This window comes from Streptococcus didelphis DSM 15616 (genome assembly GCF_000380005.1).
GTDB lineage: Bacteria > Bacillota > Bacilli > Lactobacillales > Streptococcaceae > Streptococcus > Streptococcus didelphis.
Genome location: NZ_KB904195.1, coordinates 154,807 through 177,883, shown reverse-complemented (window position 1 = coordinate 177,883; position 23,077 = coordinate 154,807). Strand labels below are relative to the sequence as shown.

20 protein-coding genes are annotated in these 23,077 nt (G+C 36.1%); all 20 read right to left on the bottom strand.

The features are described from left to right. Positions 1–121 precede the first annotated feature (121 nt). Positions 122–1,519, bottom strand: a complete 1,398-nt coding sequence (locus A3GU_RS0106215) for an amino acid permease (RefSeq protein WP_018366678.1) — start codon at positions 1,517–1,519, stop codon at positions 122–124. 123 nt (positions 1,520–1,642) lie between these two features. Further along, complete coding sequence (gene trxB / locus A3GU_RS0106210) at positions 1,643–2,557, bottom strand: thioredoxin-disulfide reductase (RefSeq protein ID WP_018366677.1); 915 nt, start codon at positions 2,555–2,557, stop codon at positions 1,643–1,645. A gap of 60 nt (positions 2,558–2,617) precedes the next feature. Then, positions 2,618–2,842, bottom strand: coding sequence for a DUF4059 family protein (locus A3GU_RS0106205; protein ID WP_018366676.1), 225 nt, complete (start codon positions 2,840–2,842; stop codon positions 2,618–2,620). Between the two features lie 110 nt (positions 2,843–2,952). Then, a complete protein-coding gene (locus tag A3GU_RS0106200) occupies positions 2,953–3,699 on the bottom strand; it encodes an amino acid ABC transporter ATP-binding protein (RefSeq protein WP_018366675.1) in 747 nt (248 codons plus the stop codon). Then, positions 3,699–4,502, bottom strand: a complete 804-nt coding sequence (locus tag A3GU_RS0106195) for an amino acid ABC transporter permease (protein ID WP_018366674.1) — start codon at positions 4,500–4,502, stop codon at positions 3,699–3,701. Before A3GU_RS0106195 ends, A3GU_RS0106200 begins: the two co-directional genes overlap by 1 nt. 124 nt (positions 4,503–4,626) lie before the next feature. Then, the gene (locus tag A3GU_RS0106190; protein WP_245537483.1) at positions 4,627–5,388 is read right to left on the bottom strand and encodes a transporter substrate-binding domain-containing protein; all 762 of its coding nucleotides are present in this window, start codon (positions 5,386–5,388) and stop codon (positions 4,627–4,629) included. Between the two features lie 197 nt (positions 5,389–5,585). Beyond that, entirely contained in the window at positions 5,586–6,929 is a 1,344-nt protein-coding gene (locus A3GU_RS0106185) for a DEAD/DEAH box helicase (protein WP_018366672.1), read from the bottom strand. A gap of 145 nt (positions 6,930–7,074) precedes the next feature. After that, on the bottom strand, positions 7,075–8,082 hold the full coding sequence (gene mraY, locus A3GU_RS0106180; RefSeq protein WP_018366671.1) for a phospho-N-acetylmuramoyl-pentapeptide-transferase: 1,008 nt from the start codon (positions 8,080–8,082) through the stop codon (positions 7,075–7,077). A 1-nt stretch (position 8,083) separates the two neighbouring features. Beyond that, positions 8,084–10,330 (bottom strand): penicillin-binding protein PBP2X, encoded by a 2,247-nt coding sequence (gene pbp2x / locus A3GU_RS0106175; protein ID WP_018366670.1) that lies wholly within the window; start codon positions 10,328–10,330, stop codon positions 8,084–8,086. A gap of 3 nt (positions 10,331–10,333) precedes the next feature. Continuing rightward, positions 10,334–10,657 carry a cell division protein FtsL gene (gene ftsL, locus A3GU_RS0106170; RefSeq protein WP_018366669.1) on the bottom strand — a complete coding sequence of 108 codons (324 nt, stop codon included), beginning with the start codon at positions 10,655–10,657 and terminating at the stop codon, positions 10,334–10,336. A gap of 4 nt (positions 10,658–10,661) precedes the next feature. Then, positions 10,662–11,612 (bottom strand): 16S rRNA (cytosine(1402)-N(4))-methyltransferase RsmH, encoded by a 951-nt coding sequence (rsmH, locus tag A3GU_RS0106165; protein WP_026216468.1) that lies wholly within the window; start codon positions 11,610–11,612, stop codon positions 10,662–10,664. Between the two features lie 83 nt (positions 11,613–11,695). Further along, positions 11,696–12,946: a glutamate-5-semialdehyde dehydrogenase gene (locus tag A3GU_RS0106160; protein WP_018366667.1), complete on the bottom strand. Its 1,251-nt coding sequence runs from the start codon at positions 12,944–12,946 to the stop codon at positions 11,696–11,698. A 1-nt stretch (position 12,947) separates the two neighbouring features. Further along, complete coding sequence (proB, locus tag A3GU_RS0106155) at positions 12,948–13,760, bottom strand: glutamate 5-kinase (RefSeq protein ID WP_018366666.1); 813 nt, start codon at positions 13,758–13,760, stop codon at positions 12,948–12,950. Positions 13,761–13,866: 106 nt separating this feature from the next. Continuing rightward, positions 13,867–15,510, bottom strand: a complete 1,644-nt coding sequence (locus A3GU_RS0106150) for an ABC transporter permease (RefSeq protein WP_026216467.1) — start codon at positions 15,508–15,510, stop codon at positions 13,867–13,869. Positions 15,511–15,514: 4 nt separating this feature from the next. Further along, a complete protein-coding gene (locus A3GU_RS0106145) occupies positions 15,515–16,249 on the bottom strand; it encodes an ABC transporter ATP-binding protein (protein WP_018366664.1) in 735 nt (244 codons plus the stop codon). A gap of 230 nt (positions 16,250–16,479) precedes the next feature. Then, a complete protein-coding gene (tkt, locus tag A3GU_RS0106140; protein WP_018366663.1) occupies positions 16,480–18,465 on the bottom strand; it encodes a transketolase in 1,986 nt (661 codons plus the stop codon). A gap of 187 nt (positions 18,466–18,652) precedes the next feature. Then, on the bottom strand, positions 18,653–19,297 hold the full coding sequence (gene fsa / locus A3GU_RS0106135; RefSeq protein ID WP_018366662.1) for a fructose-6-phosphate aldolase: 645 nt from the start codon (positions 19,295–19,297) through the stop codon (positions 18,653–18,655). Between the two features lie 152 nt (positions 19,298–19,449). Further along, on the bottom strand, positions 19,450–20,919 hold the full coding sequence (locus A3GU_RS0106130; protein WP_018366661.1) for an AcpB/EbpR/MafR family transcriptional regulator: 1,470 nt from the start codon (positions 20,917–20,919) through the stop codon (positions 19,450–19,452). Next, positions 20,909–22,261 (bottom strand): NAD(P)/FAD-dependent oxidoreductase, encoded by a 1,353-nt coding sequence (locus A3GU_RS0106125; protein WP_018366660.1) that lies wholly within the window; start codon positions 22,259–22,261, stop codon positions 20,909–20,911. The genes A3GU_RS0106130 and A3GU_RS0106125 overlap by 11 nt, the downstream gene beginning before the upstream one ends. A gap of 112 nt (positions 22,262–22,373) precedes the next feature. Beyond that, positions 22,374–23,075: an MIP/aquaporin family protein gene (locus A3GU_RS0106120; RefSeq protein WP_018366659.1), complete on the bottom strand. Its 702-nt coding sequence runs from the start codon at positions 23,073–23,075 to the stop codon at positions 22,374–22,376. Positions 23,076–23,077 lie beyond the last annotated feature (2 nt).

The window sequence follows — 23,077 nt, the reverse complement described above, 5'->3', positions numbered from 1 at the left end:
ATAGTTTTATCTAATGCTTGTTTCCAATGAATTATTAACTAAATAAAAAAATTAAGCTAAAACTGCATCCCATAAATCAGACTAGATTGTCATAACTTACAGGAACAGCTTAGCTTAATTTTTAGCTCTGTCCTTTAAATTTCCAATTACAAAAAATACCAAAGGCAATAATCCAAATACTTGCTCCTATTGCACCAATATAAGTAGACTCTTGTAAGAAGAGTGACACAAATACAAAGGCAAAAAAGGCAAGGGTTATAGGGGTTAATAATTTATACTTTGGCATCAGATAACCACCTGCCATAAAGTCTTGTGATTGACGGTATTTCCAGTGGGCTATCATGGTTAAGGCATAAATAGAAATGTAAACACCTGATGAAGATGCTGCAATAAGGGTAAAGGCATCAGATACACCCGGCAGAATATTAATAATAGCAGAAATACCAATAATCAATGCTGAAAAGATAATAGCCCTACTAGGAACACCCTGTTTTGATAGGGTATTTAGTTTTAACTTTTTAGTAAGCTTATTAGGACTCTCATTGGCTAATTGATACAAATGACGACCTGTTGAATAAAGGACTGAATTCAAGGCAGAAGCTGATGATGTCAGAACAACAAAATTAATTAAAGCCGCAGCCCACTTAATCCCAAGAAGTTGGAAAACCATAACAAAAGGTGATTTGTTAACTGGGAGCTCGTGCCATGGAACAATAGCCATGATAGATATTAACGACCCAACATAGAAAATAATAATCCGAAGTGGAATTTCCTTAATAGCTTTTGGTAAAACTTTTCTGGGATTAGCAGTTTCTGAAGTTGTTATCCCAACAAATTCAATAGCCTGATAAGCAAAGAAAACCATTTGGAATCCCATAAAGAAATTTAAGGTACCATTAGGGAAAAATGAAAACTTGCTGGATAAGTTATAAAGACTAGCATGTCCTTCTGGTGTTTCAAAACCAGTAGCTACCATAAATATTGCTGTAACAATCAAAGAAATAATAGCTATAATCTTAATCATAGCAAACCAAAACTCAGCTTCACCAAATATTCTCACGGCTATCAAATTAACCGATGCTAGGATAAATAAGAAAACTAGCTGTATCAACCAGGCATGCCAAGAGGGAAACCAATATTGGACATAGCTGGCTAAGGCAGTGATATCGGCCATCCCAATAAATATAAGGGAAATCCAATAGGAAAGTCCTGAAAAATAACCCCAACCAGGCCCTATGTATTTTGTAATGAAGTTGATAAAGGTATGTTGATCTGGATCATAGTATAACATTTCCCCAATAGCACGCATCATGAAATACATGAATAGTCCTGTTATAATATAGACCAAAATAATAGAAGGCCCAGTCAAAGCTATGGCACGTCCAGCTCCAAGGAAAAGTCCTGTTCCTATGGTTCCTGCTATAGCAATTAACTGGACATGGCGGTTCTGTAAACCTCTAACCATTCCATTTTCTAATTCACTATTATCACTAGTATGTGTCTCTTTCTTCGTCGACATTCTAAACTCCATTCACTAAAAATAATAATATTATACCCTTTTTTCAGAAGATTTTCAAGATTAGGTTTACTCTAATATTACTAAAAAGGCTAACCACTTTTGTGATTAACCTTAGTTTAACTATTATTTCATATTCTCAATATAATGATAAACTCCTTGACCAGCAATAGCACCATCCCCTACAGCAGTCGTAATTTGACGAAGGTCTTTTTGACGAACATCTCCTACTGCAAAAACTCCTGCTACACTAGTTCTCATATGATCATCTGTTACAATCCAACCTTCTTGGTTACAGATACCCAGTTCTGTAAGCATACTTGTTACTGGCAACATTCCTACATAGATGAAAACACCACCGAAGTCATGCTGACTTAGTTCACCTGTTACCACATTTTTGATTAAGGCACCTGAAACTTTAATATCATTTCCTTGAATTTCCTCAACAACCGAATTCCAAATAAATTTTATTTTTTCATTTGCAAAAGCACGGTCTTGTAAAACCTTTTGAGCTCTCAAAGTATCCCGACGATGAACAATAGTAACTGTCTTAGCAAATTGTGTTAGGTAGATAGCCTCTTCTACAGCAGAATCGCCACCACCTACTACTAATAAATCTTGATTTCTAAAGAAGGCCCCGTCACAGACTGCACAATAAGAAACCCCACGACTAGTAAATTCTTCTTCCCCTTTGACATTTAAGAGTTTATATTTAGCGCCAGTAGCGATGATAACTGTTTTAGCATCATAAACCTCATCCTCTGTTGAAACGCGTTTGTAGTCTCCGAAATCTTCAACATTCTGAACAATCCCATAAATATTTTCAACTTTAAATTTTTCAAGAGGTTCATACATCTTCATTGACAATTCTGGGCCTGTGATATTATCATAGCCTGGGTAATTTTCAATCTCTGATGTATTATTCATTTGACCACCAGGTGCACCTTGCTCTATTATACCAACTTTTAGATTGCTGCGTGCAGCATATAAGGCAGCTGTCATGCCAGCAGGTCCTGAACCAATAATTAAGGTATCGTACATCTTATTCTCCTTTGTTAATGATGACATCATTGTATCAACGACAAGTCTTTTATGCAAAAATTATGATTTTACGACTAACACTATACTCATGAAAGCAAACGATAAAACCGGAATCAATAAAATAGCTATCATAATAATTTCATATAAAAATGCTTGTCTTTCTGAGACAGTTTTATCCTTTTTTGTCTTGGCTCTTACTAATATCCATGTAACACAAATAAGAAGAACCATGATTGCAGATAATAATAGCCCCTGTAGATAGAGATTAAATAATTCAATTAACATTATTCCACCTGTTTTTTCAAAACTTTTCTATAAATAAGAAAACTTTTTAAGTTTGACAAGAAAAGCCTAGGCTAGCCCTAGACCACTAATTTATATTATAACAAAATATCTTACGAAATATAGGTTTTTGAATATTTGTTGAAAAATTCTTTAGTTCTGACTTCTTTTGGTGCTCTAAGGAGCTCTTGGGGGCTACCTGATTCTAAAATCTTCCCATTATCTAAAAAGAGAACCTTATCAGCTACTTCTGCTACAAAATCCATATCATGGCTCACAAGAACCATTGTTTGACCCATTTTTGCTGCATTAAGAATCGTTTTTTCTACTTCACCAACCAATTCAGGATCTAAGGCCGATGTTGGTTCATCAAGTAAAAGGACATCTGGTTTCATAGCTAAGGCTCTGGCTATAGCCACCCTTTGTTTTTGACCACCAGAGAGATGTCTGGGATAATGATTTTCTTTATCTGCTAGACCTACCTTTTTCAATTCTTCCTGCGCTAGCTTTGTAGCTTCTTGGTCTGAAAGTTTTTTGACAACCTTCAAGCCTTCTTTAACATTTTCTAAAGCAGTACGTCTTTCAAAAAGATTAAATTGCTGAAAAACCATTGCTAGTTTCCGTCTCAACTTTAGTATGTCATCTTTTTGTATGTCTTCAAAATTAACCTGAAAATCATCAATCTCAATCGAACCTGAATCTGGTTTTTCTAAATAGTTCATACTTCTTAAAAAAGTTGATTTTCCAGCACCAGAAGCGCCAACTAAGGCAATAACCTGACCCTTTTCAATGGTCAGACTTAAATCATCCAGTACCTTTTGACCAGAGAAATACTTACTTAAATGCGATATCTTAATCATTAGCGTAAATCTCCTAATTCTATCTTCCTAACAGTTTCTGGTTGCTTTATTTCCATTGATTTTTCAATAAAACGACCCATTTGTTCAATAAAAATACTAATTACCCAATAAACTATAGCCACTGAAATATAACGTTCAAAATAACGATAGTCAGCTCCACCAAGAATCTGAGCTTGGGCAAACATTTCAACGATACCAGCATTAAAGGCTAGAGAAGTTCCCTTAGTCATACCTATTAATCCATTGATTAGAGTTGGTGTGGCTACTACAGCTGCATTTGGAATAATCACTCGCTTATAGACTTGTTGCGATGTCATCCCTAAACTTCTAGCAGCCTCAATTTCCCCATTATTAACTGACTGAATAGCAGCTCTGATTGTTTCGCTGGTATAGGCAGCTTCATTGAAAGCAAAAGCAATTATAGCAAAGACAGATGCTGGCACAGCATTAATATTCCAATTAAGTCCATAGGTAATATTGATATATTTGAGTAATAAGGGAATACCATAGTAGGTTAACATGAGTTGAACCAAAATAGGTGTTCCTCTTAAAAAGCTGACAAATACAGCTTGAATGGGGTAAAGTATTTTTACCTTATTTATCTTAACTATTGCAAAAAGCAAGGCCAAAAGTAAGCCTATTATTGCAGCAACAACGGTCAAACCTATGGTAACTGGTAACCTGTGAATAATGTCTGGCAGAGCATCAAAAACAGCCCTCCAACTGAATAATTTCCCTTCAGGAATAGCTGATGTGAGTTTATCAAACCAGGGCCAATGACTAGCAAATAAAAAATATCTCATAAATCCCTCTTCTAATTTACTTATCTTTTAAGTTTAGCACCTGATAGCTGGTCTGTAAAATAATAAGTTCTTATTGTAGTCATAGATAAAGCCTATCACCAAGGCGATAGGCCAAAATTTATAATTAGTCTGGAACAAAGTTGCCACCAAAATACTTTTGACTCATTTCTTTAAGGTAACCAGATTTTTTTAACTGTTTAAGTTTCTTATTGACAAAGGTTTGCAATTCTTTCCCTTTAGCATCATCAGCAAAGAGGTAATATTCTTGTCCATCTTTATCATCACCAATTTTTTCTGTTAATTTCCTAATTTTTAAATCATAGCCTTGATCATCAATAGCTGTTTTTAAAGAAATAGCATCATAAAATAAGAAATCTAATTGCTTGTTTTCTAAAAGTTGTAATCTTTGGGTGAATGGAGTTGACCCAGAAGCATAAGTAATTTGAATGGGAGCTTTATCAGGATTGTCCTTGTTCCATTTTTCAAGTACCTGCATATAATTAGCGCCTGACATCCCTTGGGTCTTTTTGCCAGAGAGATCATCTAAACGATGATAATCCTTATTCCCTTTAGTAGCTATAGCATAGTGAGATTTTGAGATAGGTTTTGAAAAAAGATATTTTGTAGCTCTTTCTTTACTGTAACCAAAGTCATTAGCTGCTATTTGATAACGACCTGCATCAACTCCAGATAAAATAGAGGGAAAGGCAACTGTTACAATCTTTAATTTGTATTTTTTAGATCCCTTAAAAATTTCTTTAAGGACCTCAATATCATAACCAGTATCTTTCTTACCTTCTTTATAAGTAAATGGCTTAGTTGCTGAGTCAGTTGCAACTGTAATAAGCTCTTTTTGAGCCGCTCCTACTTCTTTTATCTGCCCCATAGTCAAAAAAGCAGTTAAGACAAGTAAGGAAATCTTAATAAGTCTTACATAATATGTCATCTTTTTTCTCCTTGCTAGTGATAGAGTCATTTTAACAAAAGCTAGCTGACTTGTATAATAGCATTTTTTTATCAGTTCAATAGCAAAATCATATCTAAACAAAAAAGCATCAAGAACTAGTTCTCAATGCTCAACTTCTAAAAGCTTTGTTTCTTAGCCTTACGCTCAGCCCTTGCTCGAGCTTTTCCTTCAGAACGACGTTCTTTACGACGTTTTTCATCAACTACCCATTGAATTTTCTTTTTGTAGGCTGGTTTTACTTTTTTCTTTTTCTTTTTAACAAGGCCAATCATCTCAGTATCGAGTTTTTGATATGATTTTTCACGGTTATGTCTACGATCCCGGTCATAGGTATCTTGAAATTCACCGTCTTTAAGAACTTTAGGAACAAAAGAAATTCCCATCTTTTCTAATTCTTTAATATCAGAATCATCACTTGGTTGATAAAGGGTAATAGCAGTTCCTGAAAGTCCATTTCGGCCAGAACGACCAACACGATGGACAAAAAAGGATAGGTCTTGAGGGATAGCATCATTGATAACGTGACTAACCCCTTCAATATCAATACCACGGGCTGCCAAATCAGTCGCAACAATATACTCAAAATCAAGTTTTTTCACTTGATTCATAATGCGTTTACGCTCTCTTGGTGGAATGCCCCCATGAATTTTAGCAACCTTTAAGCCATTTGATACTAGGAAGTGATGCAATTCATCTGCTCTCTCCTTTGTATTTACAAAGATCATTGCTAAATAAGGGTGCATTGTTTGTAAGATATTTAGAATCTGACTATTTTTATCACGTCCCTTAGTAGACACTAGCCAATTATCAATGGTATCTGCAATAACTGTTTCTGTTTTTATTTGTTCAATGACAGGATTAGTGAGATATTTTTTTAAAAAGGGTTGTAACTTTTTAGGAATTGTAGCTGAAAAAACTAAGATTTGAACTTCCTTAGGCAGAGCAGCTGCTATCTTATCAACAGTATCTAAAAAGCCCATGTCCATTGTCATATCTGCCTCATCTACAACAAATGTTTTAGCCTTATAAATAGCTAAATGTCCAGATTTAACCAAGTCATAAATACGACCAGGCGTTCCCACTACAATATGCGGCTGTGATACTTGGAGTTTTTCAATTTGACGAAGTTTATCTGTTCCACCGACATAGTTAGCAATTCTAATTTCTTGTTCAGAAAAGCTTGCAATTTGCTTAGCAGCATTAAAAATTTGACTTGCTAATTCTCTACTTGGGGCGGTAATAAGAACTTGAACATCTTGACTGTTTTCATCAAGTTTTTCAAATATTGGCAATAAGAATGTGTGTGTTTTACCTGATCCTGTCTTGGATTCACCTACTAAATCACGACCAGAATTAACAAGGGGGATGAGTTTTTTTTGAACTTCGGTAGGTTCTTGAAAATGAATCTCCTCAAGGGCCTGCTGAATGTAGTGTTTGAAATTATAATCTTTAAATGACATAGTTACCTCTTCTTCTTTTCTATTATATCATTAAACCATTAGACAAGCAAAAGGAGCTGTGCACGATTTGAACAGCTCCTTAGCCTATAGTAATTTTTTGCAAATAGGTCAGGGCCTTTATAGGCTCAACCAGATGTAAATCTTATTATAAATAGAGAAAGGCTAATACCAATAAGCTAGCTATGCTACCAACTGCCCATAAAAAACTATCAACTTTCCATTCAGACCAAGCTTTTGCTTTACCTGATAAACCACCTAGTTCTAAATGATGGTGAAAAGGTGTCATTCTAAAAATGCGATGTCCTTGACCAAACTTTTTCTTGGTATATTTAAAATAAGCAACCTGTAACATGACAGAACTTGTTTCAAAAACATACACAATTCCAATAACTAAGAGTGTCCATTCCTGACGCAAGGCAATGGAAATAGCAGCTAAGAGAGCACCCAAGGCTAAACTTCCAACGTCTCCCATAAAAACCTTAGCTGGCTTATGATTAAATAAGAAAAATCCTAAAAGGGAACCAATGACCGCTCCAATTAACATCAAAAGATCATACTGTCCTTGCTTAAAGGCGATAATCCCATAGGTAATTAAGCTGATAACTACAGATATTGAAGCTAAACCATCAATTCCATCTGTTAGATTAACAGCATTTGAAAAACCAACTGTCCAAAATAAGACAAAAAAGATGTAAAAAATACCTAAGTGGATTGGATAACCTAAGACATTAACCGCATCAATACCATTTGGGGCAACATGTAAAAAGTAGAAGATTAATCCCCCTACTATTTGTAAAGCTAGTTTTTGTTTAGGAGTCAACCCTTCATTGATCTGTTTGAAAATTTTTAAAAAATCATCCAGAAAGCCAATCAGTCCATAGATAATTAAAATAGCAAGTATTCCAGAGATAAGACCAAAACTTCCAGCCTGATGGAAAAACAGCAAGCCATAAATGATAGCTATGACAGTGGATACCAGAAGAAAGACTGTCCCCCCCATAGTAGGTGTACCAGCCTTAGCAATATGTTGTTTAACATCCTCATGCATTTGTTGGCCACTAATTTTTTTAATCTGATAGAAATTGATAAAATAGGGCATGACCAAGGCAGTTAGCAGTAAGGCAATTAGTCCTGCCGTTAGTGTTAAAAACATATTATTCTCCTAGTGTTATTTTTAATGTCTTAATTTTTTTAAGTGATTTACCAACAGAGGCACTCTGTTTAATCACTCGTCCTTTTTCAGAACCTTTATATTGTATCTCAAGTCCTGTCCATTTTGCAAATGTTTCACTATTTTTTTTACTCCAGCCATACATATCTGGTAAGGTATCTAGTTTATTTGTCAATAAGAGTATTTGTTGGTTAGCCTTAAGAGATGTTCCTTTAGACTTAGAAAGCTTGCTTATTTTTCTACCATTTCCTAGCACAATAGGTTGTACTAAATTCCGACGAAGCTCGTCAGAAACATGACCTGGATTTTTTCCAACAAAGTCTGGTAATTTATAAGTTGTTTCTTTTTCTGAAGTAGATGGACTTTGTAAGGTTTCCTGCATGAGGTAAGCCTCTTCTAAAACGGGATTAACCACATCTTCCCAGAACATACCACTCCAATGTTCAGGTTGTTGAATAGTCACATACATCATGAAATCTGGATTATCAGAAGGAACCATGGCTACTACTGAGAAGACATAGTTGGTTTGTCCTCCTTCTAAATACCCACTACCATTTTCTGAAGCAATCTGAGCAGTACCAGACTTAACAGCTATGGGCAAATTGCCAACTTTAATGATTGGTCCCTTAGATTTTGAGTAAAGGGTTCCATATACAGGATCTGTACCAACAGTTACCATATATTCCCTTGTTTCACTAGCTGCTTTTTTAGAAACAGGTTTACCAATAACCTCCTTAGAAGCTATTCGATAAGTGGCACTATTAGGGTCATAAATTTTATTAATAAACTGAGGCTCTAGCATAACTCCATTATTAGAAATGGCTGTAAAAGCCCTTAGCATCTGAATCTGAGTTACACTGATCCCCTGACCAAAGGCACTCATAGCCTGGGTTACGATATTATCTGAAGGAAAAATACCAGATTCTTCATTTCCTGTTCCAAACCTTGTTGGATAGCCAAACTTAAATTTCTCCAGATAATCTAGCCAGGTTTCGTTACCCATTTTTTGCTCTAGTTTTGTCATCCCAACGTTACTTGAATAGGCAAAACCTTGGGCATAGGTCATGTACTGGCCAGTAGAAATTCCTTCATTAATAGACCAGTCCTGAATAGTCGCATCTGCAATAGTTAAACCATTAGCGTTACTATAGGTTTCATTAGGCTTAAAGACTCCTTCATCAATAGCAGCAGCTAGGGTCATGACTTTCATGGTTGAGCCAGGTTCAAAGTTATTCTGATAAAGAGCACTTTTCCAGTTATAGTTTTTATTGTTTAAGCCCTCTAAGGTATCAGCATTGTAGCTAGGACGCTGTGAAGTCGCTAGTACCTCTCCTGTCTTAGCATTCACTAAAGTAGCACTCGTTAAAACACCCTTAGCTTTTTCTTGAAAGACATCCATCTTAGTTTCAAGGAAGGTTTGAATAGGCTCTGATAGTGTTGTGTAAACATCTTTGCCATCTACCGCTTTCTTTATGGTTTTACCTGTTCCTAGTAAGGTGTTGCCATTTCTATCCTTTTCATAGGTAATAGTTCCATCTTTACCCGATAAAAGTGTATTTAATGAAGATTCTAAGCCTGTTTTACCAACCAGGCTCTTACTGCCATCCTTATTTTCATGCAGAGCTGCTAAACCGATGAATTCTGAAGCGAAGGTGCCATTAGGATACATTCTACCTGGGCTTGTTGAAAAGGCAACGCCCTTTATTTTGGCCTTCTCCATCTCTTTTCGAATGGTACTCATCTTACTATAAGAAATTCCTGAACCTGATGTCCCAAATGAAACTTGGAAAAGGCCTTTTTGCTTTAACTGCTTAATGACCTCTTTTTTATTCATTCCTAGTTGTTCTTTTAGGATATTCGCTACTGTTTCAAATTGTGAGGGTTGAACATAGAGCTTCTCACCAGTGGCAGAGACAAATTTTTTATCCAAGACAGCATAAATGCTGTAGGTGGTCGAGTCAACTGCAATAGCTACACCGTTTCTATCAAAGATGGTCCCACGTTTAGCCTGAACCTTAACTGTCTCTTGATAAACTTTCTTGGCTCCTTCAGATAAATTGACACCAAACTTATGGTCCGTTCCAATAATAATAACAAAATTAATAATAAAGACAAAGAACATGAAAATGCTTAAAATCATCATGTTTTGTCCAACATGGATACGGTTTTTAACAGGAGTTTTTCGATCACGGACAGCATAATCTAAAAAATATTTTTGAAATTTTTTCATAGATTAGTCCACTTTCTTAATATTATCATTTCGGTTACTGAGACCATTTTTACCAGCAATATCAACTATTCTATCACGGCGTGATAACTCATTGACCTCTTGCTTTACATTATTGAGTTCTGATTTTTTGTCACTAATCTGCCTATTTAAACTTGTAATCTCCTGTTGGAGTTGTAATTTGCGACTCTGAAGATAGATAATACTAACAGCCATAGTAATAGCTGTGACAATTATGGCACTATAAAAAGCTTTCTCAATTCGTGAGAAAGTTCTAATTCTATTTTGTAAGGCAGTTGTGACTGCTTGGGTTCTTTTTTCATTATTCATAGTATTAAATCCGAACTTTTCTGGCCACACGCAATTTTGCTGAATGTGCCCGATTATTAACTGCTAACTCTTCTTGACTAGGGAGAATAGGCTTTCGAGTTACTAATTCAAATTTAGGGTGCATATCCTCAGGTATAAAAGGTAGGCCTTTAGGAACATCAACCGTGCTAGCTTCTTTAAAAAGCTGCTTGGTCAAACGGTCCTCTAAAGAATGAAAGGTAATAACAGAAATCCTACCATCTAAAGCTAAAAGCGACATGGCATCTTGAATAGATTGATCCGCTGCTCCTAGCTCATCATTAACTTCAATGCGTATGGCTTGGAAGATCTGCTTAGCAGGATGTCCTTTTTTCTTGAGTTCTTTAGCGGGTTTTGCAGATTTGATAATCTCAGCCAACTCTTCTGTAGACTCAATAGGCTTGAGAGCACGTACTTGCTCGATTTTCCTTGCTATTTGCTTAGAGAATTTATCCTCACCATATCTGAAAAAAATTCTAACTAAATCATGGAAATCATAGTCATTAACCACTTGATAAGCTGTTAAAGAGGCATCCGAATCCATGCGCATGTCTAAAGGAGCATCTTGTCGGTAAGAAAACCCTCTTTCTCTTTCATCTAATTGTGGGCTTGATACACCTAAATCATAGAGAATGCCATCAATTGAAGTTACTCCATAAGAAGCTAACTGTGTCTTTAAATGACGGAAATTATCTTTAATAAAGGTCACTTGACCCTTATCAATATAGGTTTTTAAGACGTTTTGGGCATTATCGATTGCTTTTTGATCTTGGTCAAAACAATAGAGATGTCCTTTTTCACTTAATTGGGACAACAAATAAGCTGAGTGCCCAGCGCCACCTAGAGTTGCATCGACATAAATACCGTCTGCTTTTACCTTAAGCATATCCACAGTCTCTTTAAGAAGAACCGTTACATGATGAAATTCATTTGTCATATCTTTAATTCTATCATATTTTAGATATTAAGAAAACAAAAAGGAAGCCTGTAAGCGCTAGCTTTGATAACTTCCCTTATAATTTATTTACGAATTTGCCCTGTCCCATTAATATAATATTTACTACTGGTCAAGGCCTGTAAGCCCATAGGACCTCTTGCATGTATCTTTTGAGTTGATATTCCAATTTCTGCTCCTAAGCCAAAAATATAACCATCGGTAAAACGTGTTGAGGCATTGACATAGACAGCAGCAGAATCAACGAGATCTTGAAACTTCTCAGCAGCTTGAAGGTTATTAGTAATAATAGCCTCTGAATGGTGGCTTGAGTAATGGTTAATCCATTTAATAGCCTCATCTACTGAATCCACCACTGCTACTGACATCATGTAATCTAAATACTCTCTTGAAAAATCCTCTTCTGTCGCTAATTCTGACTCTTGAAAAATCTGATGTGCTTTTTTATCAGCCCTAAACATAACTTTCTGCTGATTTGCCAGAGTTTTTTCAAGTAAGGGAATGAAAGAATCCACAATCTCCTCATGAATCAGAAGACTCTCTGCGGCATTACAAACACTTGGACGTTGTGTTTTAGCATTCATGATGATAGCTGCTGCCATATCTAAATCAGCGTCTTTATCAACATAAATATGGACATTACCGACACCTGTTTCAATAACTGGTACCTTAGCTTTTTCTTTGACCGTTTGAATAAGCTTAGCTCCGCCTCGAGGAATCAGTACATCTACATATTCAGTAGCACACATAAGTTCTTGAGCTAAGTCGTGTGAAGGATCTTCTAACAACTGTACTGCATCAATAGAAATAGAAGATTTTTTTAAGCTATCTCGAATAACTGTGACCAGAGCCTTGTTAGAATGTAGGGCATCTCTTCCACCACGAAGGATAATGGCATTATTGGTTTTAAAGGTAAGGCAAAAGGCATCTACTGAAACATTGGGACGACTTTCAAATATCATTGCTACAACCCCAAGTGAAACTCTTTTTTGAACAATCTTTAGGCCATCTTTATTAGTATAGCCCTGGATAACCTGACCAATGGGATCCTGTAAATCTGCAACCTGTTTAACTCCTTCTGCAATTGCCTGAAGGCGTTCTTCTGTCAGCAAAAGCCTATCTAGCATAATCTGTGAACTGGCTTGCTTTTTAGCTTGCTGGTAATCCTTTTGGTTTTCCTCTAAGATATAAGAAGTTTGAGCAAGTAATTCCTCTGCTAGCCTGTTTAACAATTGGTTTTTTTCCTGAGTAGACAAGTTCACAAGTTCTTGACTAGCTTTTTTTGCTCTTTTTCCTAAGCTTTCAATAATCGTCATATTAGTTTCCTTTATTTTCAATAAACCAAGTTCCTAGTTCCTTACCTGCTAGAACCTCTAAAATGTCTCGGGGATTTGCTCCATTCATCAGTAACATCTGGCCTTTATTATCAAAGACCATTTGGGCTGATTGGACCTTACTGAGCATACCTCCTGTTCCAAACTTACTACCTGCACCACCTGCAGACTTAAGAATGTCTTCTGTTATTTCAGTCACCTGACTTCTTAACTTAGCATCTTCATAAATAGTTGGATTCTTATCAAACAAGCCATCAATATCAGACAGCATAATGAGTAAATCTGCTCTTGTAATCTTAGATACCACTGCTGATAACCTATCATTATCTCCAAACTTGGTTGCATGATCCATCTCATCAACGCTAACAGCATCATTCTCATTGACAATAGGTAAGATACCGAGGGATAATAAACTTTCAAAGGTGTTAGTAACATTTTCTAGGCTTTCAGGGTATTCAACCACATCTCTGGTCAGAAGGATTTGAGAAATAGTTGTTTGATAATGAGAAAAAATCTGAGAGTAGAGACTCATCATGGCAACCTGACCAACACTAGAGATGGCCTGTTGCTTACAAAGCTGGCTGGGACGTTTTGCCATTTTTAATAAATCTAAACCAAAACCCATGGCTCCTGAGGAGACCAAGATAACTTCTTTTCCCTTATTCATCAAGCTTGAGATAACAAAGGCCAGATGGTCTATTTTTTCAAGGTTGATTTTCCCTTCAGCTTGCACTAAGGAACTGGTTCCTATTTTAATAACTATTCTATTTACATTTTCAAAGTTTCGTTTTAGCATATGAAGATTATAGCATAAAAATTAAAGCTGAAAAGTCCTTCTAAGGGATTATCTGATTTTTAAGTAAAGAAAAAGACCACCTGAGTCAGTGATCTTCTTTTTGCACTTAAGAATGTTCTTCTATAAGCAGGGCTAATTTATCCCAAAAAATCTTCTTAAGGATAAGCTCTAATATTACAAAAACAATAAGAGCTACAATAACAAATAAACTATTAATCAAGAGTGCTTGATGGGTTATCATCGATAAGATGGCTAATAAGGCTATCAGGCTAAATCCGATCATCATTGAGCCCATGATAAAGGCGAGCGTTAGCCACTGACTTCCACTGCGTGTATACAACTGGGTCATATTTTGCCATTTTAAATTTAAATGTTTAAGATCACGTTTATACATCCATTGCCCTTGAACAAAACAGGTTAAGAGGTAACCTATTACAAAAGCAATAGCAAGTACAAGTCTTACTTTTATGACAAGTAGCAAAAAGATAGTATAGAAAATTATAGGAATAAGCACTTGAAGAAATAAAAGGAAGTAAAATTTCTCTTTTAGAAATTTAGTAAAGACAATTGGTAAACTCTTAAGAAAGATAAAATTATCTTTTTCTACAGAAATACCGACACCAACAAATGACGAAGGGGAGACACACATACTAGCAATAATAATACCAAAAGCAAAGGCAATCCCAAAATAGTCATTGGTCAAATAACTCATTAATCGGTTTCCCCCTGTTAATAAAGGCATAGTAAAACCCACAATATAGATAAGTGGCATCAAAAAGGTCTGAATTAATAAGCTAGAATCTTGTATGGTAGATAAATGATGTTTTCGCATTAAGTGAGATAGAGACTTATCTACATAGGCATGACTTTTAGGTTTGGTCTTTTTCTTTGTTTGCATCTTAGCACTAACATACAAAGCTTCTTCATAATATTTTGGCATAACTCTTTTTACAATACCAACTAGCATTATAGCTATTACAAGAAGGGGAAGCCAAAAATGGAAAAGAGCTGGCAGAGAGAATGGCTGATGAACGGTATCATAGTAGCCTCTAAAATATGGAATTAAGGCATAATCACTTATTGCTCCCTCACTTGCCATACGTTTACCATTTGTAAAGTTCAAAAAGAAAATTAGGGCAATGGCTCCAAAGGTAGAAAAGAACATAAGAATGGTTGAAATTAACTTTTTCTTTGGGCTTCTAACAATAATTTTTCCAATCCAAGTATTTAAATAAAGAGCTAAAACATTGGAACTTATAAATAATATGGCAAATAAAACTAAAGCTAGGGGAATAGCCAAAAAATTCCCTAAGATTTGCCAATAGGTAATAATAAAAAGCGAGAGTAAGGGCATTAAAAACATGGACCCCATCCCTAGTGATGACAAAAATTTTGCTACATAAATCTCTTTAGAATCAATCGGCAAATGGACATACAATTTTAAATCATTACTATCATAAAAAATAGTATAAAGTGAGTTAAAGGCTGTCAAGGTAGACATGACAAAAAATAAGGCAATATAAAATGAGAAATAGCCTGGATTGCTGCTAAAATCAAAGCCAAAAAACATAAATATATAGATGAAGAGGAAAACAAAGGTAGTAAAGGCCTGCTGTCTAAGCATTGCTTTATAGGCTTTGAAGTTTTTCTTCCCCTTCTTTTCTTGCTTCTTTTTTAGAGCTGCCAAGCTCTGGGGGTTTGAATACAGAATATTAATCTTAGTTAGCTCCCAAACAGTAGACCATTTCATCATACTAGTCCTCCCCTAGTGCTTGACGACCAGCTAACTCTAAGTAAATAGTTTCTAAGTCCTTGTCAGCTTGGTTAGCTTTAAGTTCTTCAATAGTTCCAAGGAAGATAAGCTTGCCTTTTTTCAATATACCAATTCTATCGCAAAGTTGCTCGGCTACAGAAAGAACATGGGTTGAAAATAGGACACTATTACCAGAAGCTGCATGTTGGCGCATCATTTCTTTTAAATCAAAGGAAGCTTGAGGGTCTAATCCTGTTAGGGGCTCATCAAGTACCCAAATAGCTGGGTTTGAAATAAGGGCACCAATGACAATTGCTTTTTGTCTCATCCCATGTGAGAAGCTATCTAAACTATTATCTATTTCCTCATCCATTTCAAAAAGATGACTCAATTCATAAATACGTTCTTTGGCCTCTTGTTCAGGAACCTCATAAATTTTAGCTAGAAAATGCCAATATTCATTAGCTGTTAAATTTAAGAAGAGGTCTGGTGAATCTGGAACATAACCAATCAATTTTTTTATCTTATCACGGTTTTCATTTAAAAGGTCACCATTCACAAAAACCTCTCCATAACTAGCTTCTATAATGGAAGTTAAAATACTAATAGTTGTCGTTTTACCAGCTCCATTGTGGCCAATCAAGCCAAAAATTTCACCATCTTTGATCGTAAGATTTAAGTCACTAAGGGCTTCTTTTTCCCCGTAAATTTTTGAAACATGTTTAAATTCAATCATTTTTTCCCTCTCTTATCAAAGAAAAATATCTCATTTTCATAAGTTAGTCTCCCAGCAATTGTACTTTTTAATTAATACAAAAGTTACTTTTATTTTAGTATTTTTAGGCTTATTTGTCAATGTCTGAAAAAAACTCCTCTCCCCAAAAAAGTGACTATCATAGCAAAAAAATACAGAGAAATAAGAATTCTTACTTCTCTGCATACTTCTTTTTGATAACTAAAGTGTTTTTAGAGTGATTTGTAAAGGGCTACTGCATGTTCAGTTGTGAAACCATATTCTTCAAAGATCCGATTTCCTGGTGCAGATGCTCCCCATGTATCAATAGTTAAGGTCTTGCCTGAAAGCCCCACATATTTTGCCCAACCAAAGCTTGATGCTGCTTCAATTGCTAAGCGTTTAGTGATAGCTGATGGAAGGATTTCCTCTTTATATTCAGCTGATTGTTGATCAAAGATATTTTGTGATGGCATAGATACCACACGAACATGAATAGCTTCAGCTTCTAAGGCTGCCTGCGCATCCATTGCTAGCTTAACTTCTGAACCAGTTGCAATAAGGATACCTTCTAAATCTCCTTTTGCTTCTGATAAGATGTAAGCTCCTTTATTTAAGCCTTCTTCAGCTAGGTCTTTTGTTCCTTCAATAACAGGTAAATTCTGACGTGTTAACACAAGCATAGTTGGTTTGTCAGTTTCTGCCAAGGCACGTTTCCAAGCTGCATTTGTCTCATTACCATCAGCTGGGCGAATAACATTCAAGTTTGGCATAGAACGGACACTTGCCAACTGTTCAATTGGTTCATGAGTTGGACCATCTTCACCAACTGCAATAGAATCATGTGTCATCACATAAACAGTTGGTAAATTTTGTAGAGCTGCCATACGAACTGCTGGCAATAGGTAATTTGAGAAGACAAAGAAAGTTCCACCATAAACACGTGTACCACCATGAAGAGCAATACCATTCATAGCGGCTGCCATTGCGAATTCACGGACACCAAACCAGATATTTCTTCCCTCAAATTGTCTAGGTTGGAAATCTTTTTCAACTTTAACCATAGTATTATTGGAAGCTGAAAGGTCAGCTGAACCACCCCAGAAAGAAGCTACCTGTTCTGAAATTTGTTGAATTGCTTCCTGACTTGAAACACGACTAGCTTTAGAAGTTCCTACTTCATGAGCTTTCAAGTCAACTGAGATTGCTTGGTTAGCAAAGGCTTCCTGATAAGCTTTGGCAAGGTCTGGATATTGGGCTTGATAGCTAGCAAATAAGTCATTCCATTTTGCTTCTGCTTCTTCACCACGAGTTTGAAGGCCTTCTTTAAAACGTTCCTTAACTTCTGCTGGCACATGGAAATCTTGGTAGGTCCACTTATAAGCATTCTTAGTGAAGGTAATTCCTTCAGCACCAAGTGGGGCACCGTGCACTGCTGAGGTTCCTTGTTTTTCAGCACCAAAACCAATAATGGTTTTAACTTCAATAATAGTTGGTTTTTCTGTTTCTGCTTTTGCTTCTTCAATTGCTTTAGCAATAGCTTCTAAATCATTACCATCTTTAACAAGAATATGCTGCCAACCATAGGCCTCAAAACGTCCCTTAACATCTTCTGTGAAAGCCATTGATGTTGGGCCATCAAGTGAAATATCATTTGAATCATAAAGTAGAACTAATTTGCCTAATTTTAAGTGTCCTGCAAGACTGGCTGCTTCTTGACTGACACCTTCCATTAAGTCTCCGTCACCATTTAAGGCAAAGGTATAATGGTCTACAATATTAAAGCCAGGTTTGTTAAATTTAGCAGCAAGATGGGCTTCTGCCATAGCCATACCAACAGCATTAGCAATCCCTTGTCCAAGTGGACCTGTTGTTGCTTCAATTCCGTCTGTATGATTAACCTCAGGATGTCCTGGTGTTTTTGAACCCCATTGGCGGAAGTTCTTCAAATCTTCTACTGAAAGATCATAGCCAGCTAAGTGTAATAAACTATAAAGCATTGCTGATCCATGTCCTGCTGAAAGGACGAAGCGATCTCTATTTGTCCAGTTACGACTAGTCTTTGGATTGATATTCATGAACTTGTTCCAAAGGACGTACGCCATCGGAGCTGCTCCCATTGGAAGGCCAGGGTGACCTGAGTTAGCTGCTTGAATAGCATCTATTGAAAGTGTACGGACAGTATTGACTGCCAACTGATCAACTGCATCAAATGTCATAAGTAAAACCTTTCTTTTTCCAGTTCTTAAATTAACCGTTTTCTATAGACCATTGTACCATATTTAAAGGAAATGGTGACAATTATTCCTAGGAAGAGAACTCTTTATTTAGGGGTTTAGAACTGTTTTTTATCCTATTACCCTAAGAATAAGCCTAGTTACTTCTTGCAACTAGGCTTGCTTGTTCTTATTTTTTAAACGCTGCCCAATCGTCCATAAATTGTTTAATACCATTTGTTGTTAATGGGTGTTGTGTCATTTTTTCAAAGACATTATCAGGAATAGTAGCAATATCTGAACCTAATTTTGCAACAGCTTCAACATGGGCTGAATTACGGATACTTGCAGAGATAATCTCTGACTTAAAATCATACAAATCAATAATTTCACGTAAATCAGCAATTAATTGATAAGGGTCTGAACCAATATCTTCTAAACGTCCAATAAAGGGACTAATATAGGTTGCACCAGCCTTCATAGCCATTAAACCTTGAGATACTGTGAAGACTAGAGTAACATTTGTTTTAATTCCTTCTGCTGAAAGGACTTTAGTTGCTTTTAAGCCTTCAGTAGTCATTGGGATTTTAACAACAATGTTTTTATGCCATTTAGCAAGAACACGCGCTTCATCAACCATTTCTTGAGCTGTTAAACCTGTCACTTCTGCTGAAACAGGCCCATCAACAATCTCACAAATTTCTTTGATAACTGTTTCAAAATCACGACCTTCTCTTGAAATAATGGTTGGATTTGTGGTAACTCCATCCACTAAGCCTAACTCGTTAATAGCTTTGATAGCTTCTACGTTTGCTGTGTCTAAGAAAAATTTCATTTTATCTTCCTCCTAATATATTCCAAAATAATAAAAAAGTGACGACAATTTCATTTTTGCCCCTTGTCCATTACTTATTATAAATACTCGTATCCTGATAATAAAGACCAAGTATCACACAGAGCTGTGTTCAAAAATAGACTGGCAAGTTGCTACTTCTCTCTTACAGTTTTCTGATTGTTTTTGTGATAGTGAAGTTCCTTTAAAAATTCCTCCAAATACTTCAATTCCAAAGGTGAGCTATAGTCTTTTAAGTGATAGCAGGGCAATTCCCCCAGATAAGGACATTTTTTATAACGAATAATGCAATCAAAGCTTCTTTCTGTCGCAAAGCTTTCAAGCTGAAAATTCCTATTATTTTCTAGATGTTTTCTAATACTTATCTCAACGATGGCTTGCTGGACTCGATTGGACCCAAAATCCAATCCTATTTCTAATGGCCTATGGTGCCTTTCAATAGAAAAGATTAATAACTCTAACAAATCATAGCTTAAGACCTTAGCAAGGTCTGTTTCCTGTAGAGTTTTATCTCCTGCTTGCATAATGAAGTGACCAATAATAAAGTGAACCTTTTCTCTTTTTTCTTCCTCTACTAGCTGATAAAGAGCCTGTGTTGGATTGTTTCTACTTATAATAGCCCCTCTAAAAAAGTAGGCCCGTGAAAAAAAGACCCCTAAACCATAAATGAGTTCTTCTTTTGTTCTCTCCCCAATAATATCAGCCTTGCGCAATAACCAGAGGGCCTCAGATATTTTATCTGCAATTGGACCACCAAAACCTAGAATATACTCCATTGAAGGAATTGGCAAAATCGGATAAGACAACAAGAAAACAAATAAACTTTTAACCTCAAAGGTATCAAACTCAATAGCATAGCGCCTTAGATAATGAATCATGGTTTTTTCTAGTCTGGTAAAAAAGACATTTTCTTCAATAAAAGCCAAGTCTAAATCCCCAGCAAAGCTCTTATCCCCTGTAAAACTTAGCCTGTTTTGAGAAATAGCCAGCCATAATAAGATGGTTTGTAAAGTATCTTCTGACAGTTCTTGCCCTACCATTTTTTCAATTAGGTTCAGAAGATTTTGCCTGTCTAAGCCAGAAATAAGACAGCTTAACTTATCAGAAGAAAGGCTCTGACTAAATAAGTCATAATAAAAGTAGCGCCACTGAATCTCACTTCCTATTTGTTTTCCTTGCCAAATAGATAAGTTAAACTCTTCTAAGCAAGTATTTAGATAGGCTAGGTGCCTATTGAGGGTTGCCTCACTAATCATTAATTCTTGAGATAAGCTGCTTATATTAAAGGTTTCATGCCGATAGAGGTAAAGTAAGATATGATAGGGAATAGAATCCTCTAGCAAAATATCAAGAAGCTCTGGCCAAGTAAACTGCCCATCATCTGAAAGCTCTAATAAATCCTGTTCTAAGCTAATAGACGAGGAAAGTCCTGCCACAGCAAGTAATTGATTGAGGTTACTGATATATTTGATTAGGGTAACCTTTGAAAGATTGAAGTGATTAAGGACCTCTTTTAAGGATAATAGATGATCTGTCTGATAGAGTTTCATTAATAACAGATACTGAGCTCTTCTTTCCTTATCCATTAACTGTTCAATTCTCATAGCTCATCCTCTTTTCAAAGGCTTGTAAACAAGCTTGATGTAAATGATAGCCTAGTTCACACTCATTCTTTGAATAGATAAAGTCTTGAAAGGCCAAATCTTGAACTGTTAACTGGTATTGGAGGGCTTGCGCTAGCTGGTTAGCTAAAAGGAGATTATTTTCTTTGGAGATTAGCTGGGCACCAATCAAGCGTCCATCTTTTTGAGAAGCAATTAGTTTAATCCATAGTAATTGCTTTTTTTGCCTATCTGTATAGCTTTTATAAAGGAAAGAAAATGCATCTTCATACAAATCAGCCTCATCTTTTGTCAGGCCAAGGCTTGATCTGTAATAGCCAAAGTGAAAACTGCCCACTATTTTAACTGTTTTTAATGGTGGTGTCTTAATTCCTGATAAATGATAAGCCAGAACCTGACCTGTTTTAATAGCCTGATTAATTAAGGAAGTATGGTAAGTCATGCCCATGCCAGCTAGTTCTAAAGATACCAAGTCACCAATAGCAAAAATATCTGCCTTACTAGTTTGCATGTACTGATTAACTTTTACTGTCTTATCAAGATTGCAGACCACTTGATTTTCTAATAAGTGACTATTTGGCCTAAAGTTAACTGCTAAGATGGCTAAATCTCCCCTAAGGCAAGTCCCTTTATCCGTTTTTACAAGGACCTTCTGGTCTACTTCTTCAATTTCATTTACCCGTTGCCTTCTTAACAACTTCACGGAACTAGTTTTTATTTCATCTAGTAGTGGACCTATCATATCACTATCTGTCTGGTGAAAATCCGGATAATCAGCTGCTTCAACAAGGTTTATCTTTTTTTCCTGTAAGGTTAAACTATAAGATATGTCTAAGCCTATTGGACCAGCTCCTACAACAATAATATCCTGACTATTTTCAATTAAAGGCAGAGCTTTTTGACTGGCTTCAAAATATTTAGTTGTTATAATCCTTGGACATTTGGGACTAGTTTTTATATAGGAAGATTCTGCTACAGCACCCATAGCACAAACTAAGGTCTCATAGTTTTCAAAGTGAAGGCGGCCCTTCTTATCTTTTAATTGAAGTCTCTTAGCCTGACTATCTATCGCCAGAACCTCTTCCTCCCAAAAAAGGACATGAGGGCGCGAGATAAGGTCATCATTTTGCCAACTTGCTTCTGTTAAGTCGGAAATTTGTTTTCGAAATAAAAGATTAAGACCATTGGGAATATAGTTGGCATTTTTTTCTTTATCAATGATAATTAGTTCGATATCAGGCTTTAGGGCTATCATCTTTTTGGCAAAGGCAAGCCCTGCAAAGGAAGCTCCAATAATGTGTATTTTTTCTCTTATTTTTTCCATCATCTTATTGTAACAATAATTAACCGTTTTTGAAAACGTTTTAATGCAAAAAAGGGAACTCTCTAATTTCTTTTGTTCCCTTTTTCTTTTTGAAAGTTAACTAGCTAAAGACTTAACTCATCATTTGGAAGAGTAAGACAGCTAGTAATGCACCAACAATTGGACCTAGAATTGGAATCCAAGCATAGGACCAATCTGAATCTCCCTTATTCTTAAGAGGCATTAATGCGTGAACAATACGTGGTCCCAAATCTCTTGCCGGGTTAATAGCATAGCCAGTTGTTCCTCCTAAAGAAAGGCCAATACCAATGATTAATACCCCTACAGCTAAGGTGCCCAGACCTTCAGGCATTTTATACAGACCAAAGGATAAAATCCCTAGCATTAAAACAAAGGTTCCTATTATTTCACTAAAAAGGTTAGAACTTGTGTCTTTCAAGGCTGGACCTGTAGCAAAGGTTCCTAAGATATCAGCAGGATTGTCTGCTAGCAGATAATGGGGACGATATTGTAGAAAGACCAAAACAGCACCTAGCATAGCTCCGAAAAACTGGGCTATACTATAAAGAATTGCTTGTGTCCATGAGATATCCCCATGCAGGGCAAAGGCTAGGCTGACAGCAGGGTTAAGGTGACCAGGCGCTATTTTTCCTACTATAAAGACTGATAAAGCTACAGCAATACCCCAACCAGCTGCAATAACAATCCAACCGGAATTATTATTCTTGGTCTTTGGTAAAACCACACCGGCAACCACTCCGTCACCAAGTAAAATTAGCAAGGCAGTTCCTAAAAATTCGCCAAAGATATCCATTG

Bases quoted from the DNA above. Each gene is read 5' to 3' on its own strand.
- A3GU_RS0106215 (WP_018366678.1), bottom strand. From the start codon at position 1,519: ATGTCGACGAAGAAAGAGACACATACTAGTGATAATAGTGAATTAGAA.
- trxB (WP_018366677.1), bottom strand. From the start codon at position 2,557: ATGTACGATACCTTAATTATTGGTTCAGGACCTGCTGGCATGACAGCT.
- A3GU_RS0106205 (WP_018366676.1), bottom strand. From the start codon at position 2,842: ATGTTAATTGAATTATTTAATCTCTATCTACAGGGGCTATTATTATCT.
- A3GU_RS0106200 (WP_018366675.1), bottom strand. From the start codon at position 3,699: ATGATTAAGATATCGCATTTAAGTAAGTATTTCTCTGGTCAAAAGGTA.
- A3GU_RS0106195 (WP_018366674.1), bottom strand. From the start codon at position 4,502: ATGAGATATTTTTTATTTGCTAGTCATTGGCCCTGGTTTGATAAACTC.
- A3GU_RS0106190 (WP_245537483.1), bottom strand. From the start codon at position 5,388: ATGGGGCAGATAAAAGAAGTAGGAGCGGCTCAAAAAGAGCTTATTACA.
- A3GU_RS0106185 (WP_018366672.1), bottom strand. From the start codon at position 6,929: ATGTCATTTAAAGATTATAATTTCAAACACTACATTCAGCAGGCCCTT.
- mraY (WP_018366671.1), bottom strand. From the start codon at position 8,082: ATGTTTTTAACACTAACGGCAGGACTAATTGCCTTACTGCTAACTGCC.
- pbp2x (WP_018366670.1), bottom strand. From the start codon at position 10,330: ATGAAAAAATTTCAAAAATATTTTTTAGATTATGCTGTCCGTGATCGA.
- ftsL (WP_018366669.1), bottom strand. From the start codon at position 10,657: ATGAATAATGAAAAAAGAACCCAAGCAGTCACAACTGCCTTACAAAAT.
- rsmH (WP_026216468.1), bottom strand. From the start codon at position 11,612: ATGACAAATGAATTTCATCATGTAACGGTTCTTCTTAAAGAGACTGTG.
- A3GU_RS0106160 (WP_018366667.1), bottom strand. From the start codon at position 12,946: ATGACGATTATTGAAAGCTTAGGAAAAAGAGCAAAAAAAGCTAGTCAA.
- proB (WP_018366666.1), bottom strand. From the start codon at position 13,760: ATGCTAAAACGAAACTTTGAAAATGTAAATAGAATAGTTATTAAAATA.
- A3GU_RS0106150 (WP_026216467.1), bottom strand. From the start codon at position 15,510: ATGAAATGGTCTACTGTTTGGGAGCTAACTAAGATTAATATTCTGTAT.
- A3GU_RS0106145 (WP_018366664.1), bottom strand. From the start codon at position 16,249: ATGATTGAATTTAAACATGTTTCAAAAATTTACGGGGAAAAAGAAGCC.
- tkt (WP_018366663.1), bottom strand. From the start codon at position 18,465: ATGACATTTGATGCAGTTGATCAGTTGGCAGTCAATACTGTCCGTACA.
- fsa (WP_018366662.1), bottom strand. From the start codon at position 19,297: ATGAAATTTTTCTTAGACACAGCAAACGTAGAAGCTATCAAAGCTATT.
- A3GU_RS0106130 (WP_018366661.1), bottom strand. From the start codon at position 20,919: ATGAGAATTGAACAGTTAATGGATAAGGAAAGAAGAGCTCAGTATCTG.
- A3GU_RS0106125 (WP_018366660.1), bottom strand. From the start codon at position 22,261: ATGGAAAAAATAAGAGAAAAAATACACATTATTGGAGCTTCCTTTGCA.
- A3GU_RS0106120 (WP_018366659.1), bottom strand. From the start codon at position 23,075: ATGGATATCTTTGGCGAATTTTTAGGAACTGCCTTGCTAATTTTACTT.